Below are 13,007 nucleotides of genomic sequence, written 5' to 3'. Positions count from 1 at the left end.
CCCTGTTCGGGGCACGCGGCGAGGGGCGCGGGCGCTAGGACGTGGCGCGAGGGGGGAGGTACGGTCCCATCAACGAACGCACGTACTTCCCCACCACGTCGCCCTCGAGATGCACCCGGTCTCCCACGGACAGGTCGCCGAGGGAGGTGTGTCGCAGGGTGTACTCGATGATCGACACCTGCAGAACGCCCGGGCGCGGAATCGCGTTCACGGTCAGGCTCACCCCGTCGACGCAGATGGAGCCCTGGGGGACGAGCAGCTCGGCGATGGCGGACGGAACGGCGATGTCGATGAGCCACGCATCGTCGCGACGGGAGGTGGCGACGACTTCGCCGACACCGTCCACGTGTCCCTGGACGATGTGCCCCCCGAGGCGATCGCCGGCCCGCAGCGACCGCTCCAGGTTGAGGCGGCGCCCGATCCCCCAGGAGGCGACCGTCGTGCGGTCCAGCGTCGTCACCACCGCAGCGACGGTGAACCAGCCGGGCCCGAACTCGCGAACGGTGAGGCAGGCCCCCGCGCAGGCGATGCTCTCGCCCGGTGCGAGATCGTCGTAGCGGCAAGCGATGCGGAATTCCCGCCCGGCCGCGCTCTCCTCCACAGCCGTTATCGTACCGACGTCGTCAACGAGTCCGGTGAACATCAGGGGCGTTCTCCCGCGGTATCACGTTCGCGCGCGGTGTCGCGATCGCGTGCGTCGTCGAGCGCGTAGACGGTCATGAGGTCGTCGCCGAAGGGTTGGCGATCGACGATGCGCAGGCGATCCGCCTGCTCGGCGCGCTGCGCCGGGGCCAGATGGAAGGCGTTGAGCGCTCCGGCCCCGAGGACCACGGGTGCCGTGAAGACGACGAGCCGGTCGACCAGTCGGTCGAACATGAGCGCACCGGCCAGACGCGCCCCCCCTTCAACGAGGATCGACTGCACGCCGCGCGCCCGCAGTGCGCGAAGCGCTTCGCCGAGTGAGGCGGCTGGGATGAGCTCGACCCCCATCTCGTTGAGCGTCGACTCGTAGGCCGGATCGGGGTCGTCGGCCATCACGAGCACCGGAACGTCGCGTGCCGTGCGCGCGAGGATGCTGGTGACGGGGAGCCGCCCCGATCGCGAGAAGACGACGCGCATCGGCGCGACGCGCGGTGCCTTGGCGTCGCGCACGGTGAGCGCCGGGTCGTCAGCAAGGACGGTCCCCATCCCCACCCCAATGGCGTCGTGCTGGGCGCGCCAGCGATGGACCTCGGCGCGCGCCTCGAGACCGGTGAGCCAACCGGTCTTGCGCGTGTGGTCGGCAACGGCCCCATCGATGGAGACCGCCAGCTTGAGCGTGACCCACGGGCGTTCGGAGGTGACGGCGTGGAGAAAGTGGGCGTTGAGGTCACGCGCCGCCCGCTCGCCGAGGCCGACGTCGACGGCGATCCCTGCGGCGCGCAGGCGATCGGCTCCGCCAGCCGCAACCGGATGCGGGTCCCGCACCGCGATGACCACGCGCGCCACACCGGCGGTGATGAGTGCCTCGGTGCACGGCGGCGTCTTCCCGTGGTGGTTGCACGGCTCCAGCGTGACGTAGACGGTACTGCCGCGCGCCTGCGCTCCTGCCCTGCCTAACGCCATTCCTTCGGCATGCTCGCGCCCGAAGGCGGCGTGGTACCCCTCGCCGACCACCGTGCCGTCCCTGACGACCACGGCCCCGACCAGCGGATTGGGCGAGACCTGTCCCCAGCCGCGTTCGGCGAGCGCCAGCGCGCGCCGCATGAAGCGGAGGTCGTCGCCCGCATCGAGCGGAGGCGCACCCACCGAGCCCTTGCGTCGCGCCATCGCTACCACGTCACCCGAAGCCCCAACGACGCGTAGCTGCGCGCGTCGTCGGCACGCTGGCCGATGAAGGTGTTGTAGGTGTCGATCGTCCCGCCGTTCGCCCGGCCCACCTCCGCAACGATGCGCACCATCGGCAGGTTGAGCGCGAGGTTGGCGAAGACGTTGGTGCGCGTCACTTCCTGGCGCGCGGCCACCACGCTCGACGTGACGCTCGGCACGACGCGATTGATCGTCACCTGCGCGTCGGCACGCGTGTCGTAGCTGTCCTGCCCCGCGCCGACCGCGATGCCAAGGACGGCGAGGTTCTTCCCCGCCACCACACGCCAGGCGGTGTTCTTCACCTGCACGTTGCGCACGTCGAGATTGTCGCCCGACACGCGTCCCACCACGTCGAGCGTCGGCAGGTCTCGGGCGAGAAACGTCACGGAGATCCCCGGCGTGACGAACGTCTCCTGCAGCAGCCCGAGCCGCCCGCCGAAGCCGAACTTGAGCGAACCATCGGGGACGTCGATCGCGAGATCCGAGGCGTCCACGGACGGGATGTACGAGACGTTGACCAGCGCATCGAGGCCGAGCGCGTAGGTTCCGGCGAGCGGGAATCCACGAAAGAGCCCCACCGCGGCGTCGACCACCGGGGCGGCGATCCACTGTTTCTCGACGGCGTAGTCGCTCGACGTGACGCCGGTCAGCGCCGGGGTGCGCTGGTCCACGCGCGGAAGGGCCGCTTCCATCGCATTGGCCCTGAGTCCGATGGAAAAGTGGCCGAAGCCTCGGAGCGTCGAATGCTCGCCGATCACCGCGTTGCCGGCGGTGAGGGTGGCACCGAGTTGTGGCGCCATGAACTGGAAGAGGTCGAGTGCCTTCTGGCAGGCGTCCTGGGTGACACGCTCCGCCGCGCTCACCGCGCGGCACTGCCCATCGACCACGCCCCCCTGAGCGGCGACGTCGTCGGGCGTGGCAAGGGCGAGCGCAGCGAGGAGTGCGCCGCATCCCTTCAACATCCTCGTCCATCGACGACGCGCCTCGCGCTGCGCCTCCCTCGCGATCGAGCCTCGTGCTGTCATGTCCGCCTCCAGCGTGTGGCGCGGCGGCGCGAGCCTACCGCGCCGCCACGAGTTGCACCTGACCGGTCCCCGGCGCGACCTCCCCGAGCGGCCAGGCACGAACGCCGGCGTCGGCCGCCGACTGCAGGACCGACGACGCGTCGGCAGGGTCGGCAACGACGACGAGTCCCACCCCCATGTTGAAGGCGCGGTACATCTCGTCGCGCGCCACGCCCCCGGCGCTTTCCAATACCCGGAAGACGTTGGGGATGTCCCACGACGTGGTGTCCACGATCGCGTCGAGCGACGGCGGCAGGGCTCGATTGAGGTTGCCGGGTAACCCACCGCCGGTGATGTGCGCCAGCGCACGAACGCGCCCCAGCACGGGGCGTACGGCGGCCAGGTAAGAGCGATGCACCCGCAGGAGCACGTCGGCGACGCTCGCACCGGACTCGCCGGGAAACGGATCGGTGGCCGTCAGGCGCAGGCGATCGGTCACGATGCGCCGCGCGAGCGAATAGCCGTTGGTGTGCAGCCCCGAACTCTCGAATCCGATGAGCACGTCGCCGGCGCGCACGCGGTCGGCGCCTAACGTCGCCCCTTCCTGCACCGTCCCGACGATGAAGCCGGCCAGGTCATAGTCGGGCGGGGTATACAGCCCCGGCATCTCGGCCGTCTCGCCGCCGATGAGGGCGCACTGGTTCTCGCGGCACCCCGCGGCGACCCCCGCCACGACCGCCTCCACCACGGCCGGCTCCAGCGCCCCGAACGCGACGTAGTCGAGGAAGAAGAGCGGCGTGGCCCCCTGCGCGAGGATGTCGTTGACGCAGTGGTTCACGAGGCAGTGCCCCACCGTGTCGTGGCGCCCCGCCTCGATGGCTACCTTGATCTTCGTGCCGACACCGTCGGCGCTGGCCACGAGGATCGGGCTCCCAGCCGTCGGGGCGCGAAACATCCCCCCAAACGATCCGAAGGCGCCGATGCACCCCGCCGTCCGCGTCGATTCGACCAGCTTCCCGATGCGCGTCTTGGCGTCGTCGGCAGCCTCGATGTCGACCCCCGCCGAGCGATAGCTCAGCGGCGTGGTATCGCGTCCCTCCGTGCTCACGACGCCAGCTCCTCCTCGAAGGCCACCAGACGGCGGAACTCGTTCAGCCGCTCGCGAATCATGTCGTGATCGATCTCGAGCAGCCGCTCGATCGAGAACTTCTCCACGGCGAACGATCCCATAGCCGAGCCGTAGACCACCGCGCGCCGCATGTGCTCCTCATCGAGCTTGCCCGTGCGCGCGAGATACCCCATGAAACCGCCGGCAAACGAGTCGCCGGCCCCGGTCGGATCGAAGACATCCTCCAGCGGATACGCCGGGGCAAAGAAGACCGAGTGCTCCGTGAACATGAAGGCGCCGTGCTCCCCCTTCTTGATGATCACGATCTTGGGGCCACGATTCAGGATCCAGCGCGCCGCCTTCACCAGGTTGGCGTGCTCGGTGAGCTGGCGCGCCTCGCCATCGTTGAGGAGGATCGCATCGACGTGCTTGAGCAGCTCCATGAGGTCCGGGCGCCGGCTCTCGATCCAGAAGTTCATGGTATCGCACGCCACCAGCTTGGGGCGCTCCACCTGCCGCAAGACCTCCAGCTGCAAGCGCGGGTCGATGTTGGCGAGGAAGACGTACGGCGCACTGCGGAACTGCTCGGGGATCTTCGGCCGGAAGTGCGAGAAGACGCCCAGGCGCGTCTCGAGCGTCTCGGCCGAGTTGAGGTCGTGGCGATAGCGCCCGCGCCAGCGGAACGACTCGCCGTCGGCGCGCTCCACCCCCGCGAGGTCGACGCCGCGTGCGCTCAGCGGGGCCAGCTTCTCGAACGGATAGTCGCTCCCCACCACCCCCACCAGCTGCACCGGCGTGAGGTGGCTGGCCGAAGCCGAGAAGAAGGTCCCGGAGCCGCCGAGCACCTCGTCGGCCTTGCCGAACGGCGTTTCCACGGAGTCCAGCGCGACGGAGCCTACGACGAGAACACTCATCTTGGGGAAGACGGGAAGACGGGAAGACGGGAAGACGAGATGGGAGACGTCTTCCCAGCGATCAGTTGTGACCTTCAACCATCATGGCGAAGCGCGAGCAGCGCGTGAATCGGGGGCGACTGAACTCGTCTTCCCGTCTTCCCGTCTTCCCGTCTTCTGGATCCTACATGCGTTCCGGCGCCGTGATGCCGAGCATCGCGAGTCCGTTGGCCAGCGTGACTTGTGCGGCGCGTGCCAGGGCGAGTCGGGCCGAACGAATCGGCTCGGGTTCGCCCAGCACGTGATGCTTGTGATACCAGGTATGCACGAGGCGCGCAGTCTCCAGCAGGTACGACGCCACCAGGTGCGGGGCGAGCGTGCGCGCGGCCGCGGTGACCAACGCCGGAAAGCCAAGCAGCGCCTTCACCAGCTCGCGCTCGTCGTCCTCCGCCAGCGCGCTCCAGTCGACCCCTGCGCCGGTGATCGTCGTCGCGTCGACCTCACCCACGCGGAAGATCCCGCACACGCGCGCGTGTGCCATCTGGATGTAGTAGACCGGGTTCTCCTCGCTCTGCGCCCGCGCCACGTCCACGTCGAACACGAGCTGGGAGTCCGACTTGCGCATGAGCAGGAAATAGCGCACCGCGTCGCGTCCCACCTCGTCGATGAGGTCGCGCACGGTCACGTAGCTCCCGGCGCGCTTGGAGATCTTCACCTCCTCGCCCCCCTTCATCACCGTGACCATCTGGTGCAGCTCGTACTCCGGGTATCCAGCCGGGATCCCCATGCCTAACGCCTGCAGCCCGGCGCGCACGCGCGTCACGGTGCTGTGGTGATCGGCCCCCTGCACATCGATGGCGCGCGAGAAGCCGCGGCGCCACTTGGCCAGGTGATAGGCCACGTCCGGGAGGAAGTACGTATACGACCCGTCCGACTTCCGCATCACGCGGTCCTTGTCGTCGCCGTAGTCGGTCGTACGCAGCCACAACGCGCCGTCCTTCTCGAACGTCTGCCCGGCCGCGGTCAGCATCTGCACCGTCTCGTCCACCTTGCCGTCGGAGTACAGCGACGACTCGAGGTAGTAGACGTCGAACTTGACGCCAAAGGCCTGCAGATCCTTGTCCTGCTCGCCGCGCAGGTACGCCACCGCGAAGGCTCGGATCGCCTCGAGGTCGTCCCCCTGCGCATCCTGCGGGTGCTGCGCGACGTACTCGCGTGCGATCTCGCGGATGTACTCGCCGTGGTACCCGCCTTCGGGGATGTCGCCGACGCCCGTCGTCACCTCGCGCACCCGCGCCTGCACCGAGCGCCCGAGGTTGGCGATCTGCACGCCGGCGTCGTTGTAATAGAACTCGCGCGTGACCGCCCACCCCGTCCACTCCAGCAGCGTGGAGATCGCGTCGCCTAACGCCGCCTGCCGCCCGTGCCCGACGTGCAGCGGCCCCGTGGGATTCGCCGAGACGAACTCGACGTTCACCACCCGACGCCCCCCTTCATCACTCCGGCCGTACGTGCTCCCGGCCGCCAGCAGTCCGACCAGCGCTTGCGCCTCGGCACCCGCCGCGAGGCGGAAGTTGATGAACCCCGCGCCGGCGACATATGCCTCGGACACCCCCGCCTTCGCGACATCGAGCCGCGCGACCAAGTCCTGGGCGATCTCCAGCGGCTTGCGCTTGAGATGGCGGGCGAGCAGCATCGCGGCGTTGCTCGCCCAATCCCCAAACGACGGATCGCGGGGGCGCTCGAGTTGCGGCTGGAAGTCGTCCGGGGCGCCCATGGCGACCGCGGCGTCGCGGAGGGCGTCGCGAAGGATCGTCTCGGGCGTCATTCGCTGCTGCTCGGCTTGGACGGCGCCGACGACGAGGGAGCGCTACTCGTGCCGCCACTCCCGGCACTTCCGCCGGTCGGCTTGCTCTCGCCTTTGCTCTCGGACTTGCTCTCGGACTTGCTGTCGCCCTTGCTCTCGCTCTTGCTGTCACCTTTGCTCTCGCTCTTGCCCGACGAACTCCCACTCTCGCTCGGGCTGGATGCGGCGCGCTGGTCCTTCTTGCCGTCCTTGCCGTAGTCGGTGATGTAGAAGCCAGAGCCCTTGAAGATCAGCGCGGCCCCACCCGAGATGATGCGCACGGCCATCCCGGAGCCGTCCGGAGCCGGAATCTCGCTCGGGACTTCGGAGATCTTGAAGATGCGCTCGATGATCGAGCCGTCGGGGCAGCGGAACTCGTAAGTCGGCATGTCGGTGTTGGAGTGCAAGCGTTACAGCTTCAATAACTTAGCCGCGCGAATGCCGGCACTCAACCAGCCAGTCCCACGACGCGCGCTACGCCGGGCGGAACTGCCCCCATCTCCCCTGCAGGGTGTCGCTGATCTCGCCCACAGAGGCCCGGGCTCGGACCGCCTCGACGATCAACGGCATCAAGGGGGGGAGCGCTCCATCGTCACGGGGGGCGGGGGCGCTCCCGGCCGCGTGGTCGTCGTCGTCCGACGGATGGTCCGCGTAGGGGGCGGCGGCCTGCGACAGGGCCGCCAACGCCGCCGCCACCCGCGCGGCGTCACGCCCGCCCCTCACCTCGCGCACGCGAGCCACCTGCTCCCCTTCGAGGCGTGAGAAGTCGGGGGACGGAATGATGGGCGGCTCCGCACCGTCGTCGAAGCGGTTGACCCCGACCACGACCGCCTCGCCCGATTCCACCCGCAGCTGGTGCGCGTAGGCGCTGCGCCCGATCTCCTCCTGGAAGAAGCCGGCGGCGATCGCCCGCTCGGCCCCCCCCATCTCATCCACCTTGACCAGCAGCTCCGTCGCCTGCCGCTCCAGGGCGTCGGTGAGCGCCTCGACGTAGTACGACCCGGCCAACGGATCGACCGTGCCGGCGATGCCCGATTCGTACGCCACGATCTGCTGGGTGCGCAGGGCGAGCGTCGCCGCCTCGGCGGTCGGCAGCGACAACGCCTCATCGTAGCCGTTGGTGTGCAGCGATTGCGTGCCGCCTAACGTGGCGGCCAGCGTCTGCACCGCCACGCGCACCACGTTGTTGAGCGGCTGCTGCGCGGTGAGCGTCACGCCGCCCGTCTGCGTGTGGAAGCGAAGGCGGCAGCTGGCATCGCTGGCCCCGAAGCGCTCTCGCATGAAGCGAGCGTACATGCGCCGGGCCGCCCGGAACTTCGCGACCTCCTCGAAGAGGTCGTTGTGCGCGGCGAAGAAGAACGAGACGCGCGGGGCAAAGCGATCGACCGGGAGGCCGGCGGCGATGGCGCGCTTCACGTACTCCACCGTGTTGGCGAAGGTGAAGGCCAACTCCTGCACCGCCGTCGCCCCCGCCTCGCGGATGTGGTAGCCCGAGATGGAGATCGGGTTCCAGTTGGGGACGTCGGAGGCGCAGAAGCGGAAGATGTCCGCGATGAGTCGCAGCGACGGCCCGGGGGGTAGATGTACGTGCCGCGCGCGATGTACTCCTTGAGCAGGTCGTTCTGGATCGTCCCGCTCACCTGGGTGCGCGCGATCCCGCGCTCCTCGGCCACCACGATGTACATCGCCAGCAGCGTGGCCGCGGTGGCGTTGATCGTCATCGACGTGGACACCTGGTCGAGCGGGAGCTCGTGCAGGAGCGTGTGCATGTCCTCGACCGTATCGATCGCGACCCCCACGCGCCCCACCTCGCCCAGCGCGCGCGGGGCATCGCTGTCGATCCCCATCTGCGTGGGGAGGTCGAAGGCGACCGATAGCCCAGTCTGTCCGGCTGCCAGCAAGTGCCGGAAGCGCGCATTGGTCTCTGCCGCGGTCCCGAAGCCGGCGTACTGCCGCATGGTCCACAGCCGCCCGCGGTACATCGTCGGCTGCACGCCGCGGGTGAACGGAAAGGCCCCCGGGTCGCCTAACGACTCCGCATAGCTGCCGGGAGCGTCGGCGGGGCGATAGACCGGCTGCACGGGGAGGCCGGACGGGGAAAAGCGCGCGTCAGGAGGGGTAGGCATGGGGGAGAAAGTTACTCACCGGTGCTGCAACGACGAACGGGACGAACCGCGGAGGTTCGTCCCGTTCGGTGGGGGAGCGCCCGGCCGGTGAACTAGCCGACGGCCGCGAGTTCGCGCGCGAGCAGCTCGCGGGCGGTGTTGATGTCGTCGCGACTGCCGATGTACAGCGGTGTGCGCTGATGCAACTCGGTGGGCTGGACGTCGAGAATGTCCTGCACGCCGTCGATCGCCGCGCCCCCCGCCTCCTTGGCGATGAAGGCGAGCGGGTTGGCCTCGTACAGCAGGCGCAGCTTGCCGCGGGGGGACTGCGTGTTGGCCGGATAGGCGAAGACGCCGCCGCCGAGCAGGTTGCGATGGAAGTCGGCCACCAGGGAGCCCACGTAGCGCACGCTCATTGCCTTCTGTTCGCCATCGAGCCCGCGATAGCGCCGCATGAGCGCCTTCACGTTGTCGCTCCAGTACTGCTCGTAGGAGTCGTTGGTCGACAGGTAGCGGCCACGCGTTGGGATCTTGATGTCGACGTGCGACAGGAGGAACTCGCCGATCGACGGGTCGAGCGTGAAGCCGTGCACCCCCTGACCGGTGGTGTAGACGAGCATCGTGCTGGAGCCGTAGATGATGTACCCCGCCGCCACCTGGCGGCGCCCCGGCTGCAGCATGTCCTCCATCTCGCCGTGCGGCCCGCGGGTGATCTTCCGCATGACCGAGAAGATCGTCCCGACCGGCACGTTGACGTCGATGTTGGACGATCCGTCGAGCGGATCGAAGAGGAGGACGTAATTCCCGCACTTGAACTGCTCGGGAATGTTGATGATGTCGGGCTCCTCTTCCGACGCCATCGCGCACAACCGCCCCGTATGATCCATCGCCTTGATGATGGTCTCATTGGCGAAGACGTCGAGCTTCTGCTGGATCTCCCCTTGGACGTTTTGCGTGTCCATCGCGCCGAGGATGTCGACCAGTCCGGCGCGACGCACCTTGCTGGCGATCATCTTCGCGGCGAGCGCGATGTCGTAGAGGATGGCAGAGAGAGAACCCGTCGCTTCGGGAAACATCCTCTCCTGCTCGATGATGAACCGCTCGATCGTGACGACGGAGGTGGCGGTGTGCTTGACCACGTCTACGCGCCCTCGCTGGATGGGACTTCGTGTGGTGGAAGCACGCGTTCGGCCGCGAACTGCCGGGCCTCCACTTCGAAGCGATTGTGATGGTAACCGCGCCGCAGGCTCTCCCACACGTAACGCAGGGGGAACGCTCGGACGGATGCAAACTGGTGAACGTGCCGAAGCTCGTGCAAGAGTAGTTCCGCCGACGCGTGGACGTTTGTGCCGAGCCAGACGGTGCGTCCGAAGGTGATGCCGGCGACCGTCGACTGCCCGAGGCACCAGCCTCCCACTCGCGGCGGCAGCCCACCGCGACGCACCCGCATCACGGCGAGCTCGGGAAACCGCTCCACCATGTCTCGCGGTAGCGGCTCATCCTCCCCTGCAATCGTTTTCAGCGCTCGTCTCAGCATCGCCTGCCCGGGTTGACCGCACGAAAAGCCGCAGGATCATCACGCCCTTCAACGTCCTCGCACCACATCACGCCATCGCCCCCCGTTCGCCCGAACCTCGAGGTCCTTGCCGTCGGTGGACACGACGATCGTCCCGTCGTCGTCGGTGCGCAACAGGTACGCCCCGCTCTCGTCGAGCGCCTGCAACACTCGTTGAGAGGGATGACCATAGCGATTCCCACTGCCGACCGAGACGAGGGCCACACGCGGACGAACCAGATTCAGGAAGTCAGGTGTCGTACTCGTGACGCTCCCGTGATGCCCCACCTTGAGCACGTCGCTCGCCAGCGACGCACCATAACGCGCCACCATCCACGCCTCCTCCCCCCCCTCGGCGTCTCCCGTGAGCAGGAATCGCCGACGCCCGAACCGCAGCTGCAGCACGACGCTCGCCTCGTTGACCTCCCCCGCGCGCGCCAGCCCGGCGAGCCACGACGAATCCGGGGCGAGCACCGTGACCATCACACCATCGAAGGCGACGCTGTCGCCAGCCGCAACCCGTCGCCAGGGGCGCCCCAATCCGCGCGCCGTCCGCAGCACGTCGCGATACACCGCGTTTCCGGATACGTACGCGCCATCCCAGAGGGTGTCGGCGGCGGCACGCGCGAGCAGCGTCGCCATGCCGCCGATGTGGTCCAGGTGCGGATGCGACATCGAGAGATACACCACATCGCCGCCATGGCGCCGGAGGTACGGCCAGACGATCGAGGCCGCCGCGTCTCCCCCCTGCCATCCGCCGCCCGCGTCGACGAGCAACCAGCGGCCGCGCGGCGAGCGCACGGCGAGCGCATCGCCCTGCCCCACGTCGATCACGTGCAGCTCGAGCCGACCAGGGCCGGGACGGAGCGACGGCCACCAGGTGGCGGCGGCCAGCGCGCCTAACGACACCAGCGCCGGCCGCCGCCACCATCGCCCGGTGAGCGCCACGCCCCCTGCCACCGCCCCCACGCCCAGGAGCAACGCCGTCGTCGCATCGGGCTCGGCGCGCACCGCCGCCAGCGGCAGCGCCGCCCCGCCCCACGCCACCCGATCGATGAGCCAGAGCGCGCTCCGCGCCGCCTCGGCGAGGAGGCGCGCGACGCCCCAGAGCGGGAGCGCCACGAGTGAGGCAAAGAGGAGTGGCTGCGCGACGCCGAAGAGCGGAGCCGCCACCACGTTGGTCACGACCGCGGCGAGGCTGACGCGCCCGAACACCCACGCCACCAGCGGCGCCGTCGCGGCCGACGCCACACTCGTGGCGACCATGGAGGAGACCACGGTGCGACGCCACCCCTGGAGTCGCCGCGTCGCGCGCCGCACCAGCGTCCCACTCGCCAGGAGGCCGGCCATCCCGGCCACGCTCAGCTGCCAGCCCAGATCGAGGACCACGCGCGGCTCCCACAGGGGGAACGCGCACGACGCGGCCCAGATCCCCCACGGTGACGTCGGGCGTTGCCGCACGCGCGCGACCACCCCGAGGACGAGCATGGCCCCTGACCGCACGGCCGGAGGCGGGGCGCCGATGAAGGCGACGAAGGCGATCGTCACACCTAACGACAGAAGATCGGCGGCCAGCAGGCGCGCACGCGCCCCCACGACGAGCGTGCGCACCGCCCCGGCGATGATCCCCACGTGAAGCCCCGAGACCGAGAGCATGTGGATGATCCCGGCGTCGGCAAAACGATCCCGGAGCGCCCGGTCGATGTCGTCGGCGTCGGCCAGGAGGAGGGCGCGCGCCAGCGGCGCATCGGCGCCGTACAGCGCATCGATGCGCGCACCGGTCCGCGCACGCCAGCGGGCGAGGCGTCCCGGAGGGCGCAGCAGCTGCACGCGCGCATCGGCGACGTCGAGCGCCCCACCGCGCCAGGCGAAGTCGCCCTGCACCGCCACGCGACTCCCGGCGGCGAACGACCCGGCTCGCACACGCACGCGCGCGCGAACCCCGCATCCCGGCTGCGCACCCACCGCCCGCGCCGCACGTCCGGGGGCCAGCGCCGTGCGCAGCTCGACGATCGCCCGCCCCGTCCGCCGAACGGCCAGGCGGCACGCCTCGTCGTCACGTCGCGTCAGCTCGGCCACCACCGCCCCTCCTGCCATCGCGAACGCCGACACCGCCAGGACCCACCGCCGGGCCACGCCGAGGGCGACGGCCGCGAGAATCGCCGCGAGCCCCGCCGCGACGGCGACGCCGCCGAATCCCAGGGCGAGACCGGCGGCATAGGCCACGAACGTCCAGGTGACGAGGGGCATCCCCCTCCTGCATCCCAGGGTTAGCCCGGCGCGAGCTCCTCCGCCGCAGTGGGACGGGGGTGGCGCGGGCGCGCGGTCACCCGGCGCATGGCATCGAGGACGAGCACGGCCAGTTCGGCCCGCGCCTGTCCGTGCGACAGCGCCACGCGCGTGACCGCTGAGCCGATCAGCGACCCGCTGATGTACCTGGGACGAGCTTGATTCAGCGTATGCGTGATGACGTCATCACGGCATTGCGCACAGGTACGAAAGTGCGCATGCCGCTGCGCCAACTGCTCGAAGACCTCCCCCACGACCTCTTCGAGAGCGTTGTGCATCGAACCATCGTGTGAGCCGTGAGACGCGCGTGCGGGGCAGCGAAGCGGACGCCGCCATACAGCAGACGATCTGGGGGACCG

At 69.5% G+C, this 13,007-nt stretch carries 10 protein-coding genes and 1 pseudogene; all 11 read right to left on the bottom strand.

All coding sequences use genetic code 11. The features are described from left to right. Nucleotides 1-34: 34 nt before the first annotated feature. Nucleotides 35-643: a riboflavin synthase gene (locus tag IPN47_07650; GenBank protein ID MBK9407916.1), complete on the bottom strand. Its 609-nt coding sequence runs from the start codon at nucleotides 641-643 to the stop codon at nucleotides 35-37. Then, nucleotides 643-1,809, bottom strand: coding sequence for a bifunctional diaminohydroxyphosphoribosylaminopyrimidine deaminase/5-amino-6-(5-phosphoribosylamino)uracil reductase RibD (gene ribD / locus IPN47_07645; GenBank protein ID MBK9407915.1), 1,167 nt, complete (start codon nucleotides 1,807-1,809; stop codon nucleotides 643-645). Before ribD ends, IPN47_07650 begins: the two co-directional genes overlap by 1 nt. A gap of 2 nt (nucleotides 1,810-1,811) precedes the next feature. After that, the gene (locus tag IPN47_07640; GenBank protein ID MBK9407914.1) at nucleotides 1,812-2,810 is read right to left on the bottom strand and encodes a hypothetical protein; all 999 of its coding nucleotides are present in this window, start codon (nucleotides 2,808-2,810) and stop codon (nucleotides 1,812-1,814) included. A gap of 97 nt (nucleotides 2,811-2,907) precedes the next feature. After that, nucleotides 2,908-3,930, bottom strand: coding sequence for a phosphoribosylformylglycinamidine cyclo-ligase (locus tag IPN47_07635; GenBank protein MBK9407913.1), 1,023 nt, complete (start codon nucleotides 3,928-3,930; stop codon nucleotides 2,908-2,910). Nucleotides 3,931-3,956: 26 nt separating this feature from the next. Continuing rightward, a complete protein-coding gene (locus IPN47_07630; GenBank protein MBK9407912.1) occupies nucleotides 3,957-4,874 on the bottom strand; it encodes a sugar kinase in 918 nt (305 codons plus the stop codon). Between the two features lie 163 nt (nucleotides 4,875-5,037). Then, nucleotides 5,038-6,681, bottom strand: a complete 1,644-nt coding sequence (locus IPN47_07625; protein MBK9407911.1) for an arginine--tRNA ligase — start codon at nucleotides 6,679-6,681, stop codon at nucleotides 5,038-5,040. Further along, entirely contained in the window at nucleotides 6,678-7,088 is a 411-nt protein-coding gene (locus IPN47_07620; protein ID MBK9407910.1) for a zinc ribbon domain-containing protein, read from the bottom strand. Before IPN47_07620 ends, IPN47_07625 begins: the two co-directional genes overlap by 4 nt. 85 nt (nucleotides 7,089-7,173) lie before the next feature. After that, nucleotides 7,174-8,825, bottom strand: a pseudogene (locus IPN47_07615) (methylmalonyl-CoA mutase). Nucleotides 8,826-8,917: 92 nt separating this feature from the next. Next, on the bottom strand, nucleotides 8,918-9,943 hold the full coding sequence (fbp, locus tag IPN47_07610) for a class 1 fructose-bisphosphatase (protein ID MBK9407909.1): 1,026 nt from the start codon (nucleotides 9,941-9,943) through the stop codon (nucleotides 8,918-8,920). 446 nt (nucleotides 9,944-10,389) lie between these two features. Then, entirely contained in the window at nucleotides 10,390-12,609 is a 2,220-nt protein-coding gene (locus IPN47_07605; protein MBK9407908.1) for a DNA internalization-related competence protein ComEC/Rec2, read from the bottom strand. Nucleotides 12,610-12,629: 20 nt separating this feature from the next. Then, nucleotides 12,630-12,926, bottom strand: coding sequence for a late competence development ComFB family protein (locus IPN47_07600; protein MBK9407907.1), 297 nt, complete (start codon nucleotides 12,924-12,926; stop codon nucleotides 12,630-12,632). Nucleotides 12,927-13,007: the final 81 nt, after the last annotated feature.

The organism is Gemmatimonadota bacterium, assembly GCA_016719105.1.
Classification (GTDB): domain Bacteria; phylum Gemmatimonadota; class Gemmatimonadetes; order Gemmatimonadales; family Gemmatimonadaceae; genus SCN-70-22.
The sequence above is the reverse complement of the archived record's forward strand: the minus strand, read 5'-3'. Positions and strand labels throughout refer to the sequence as shown.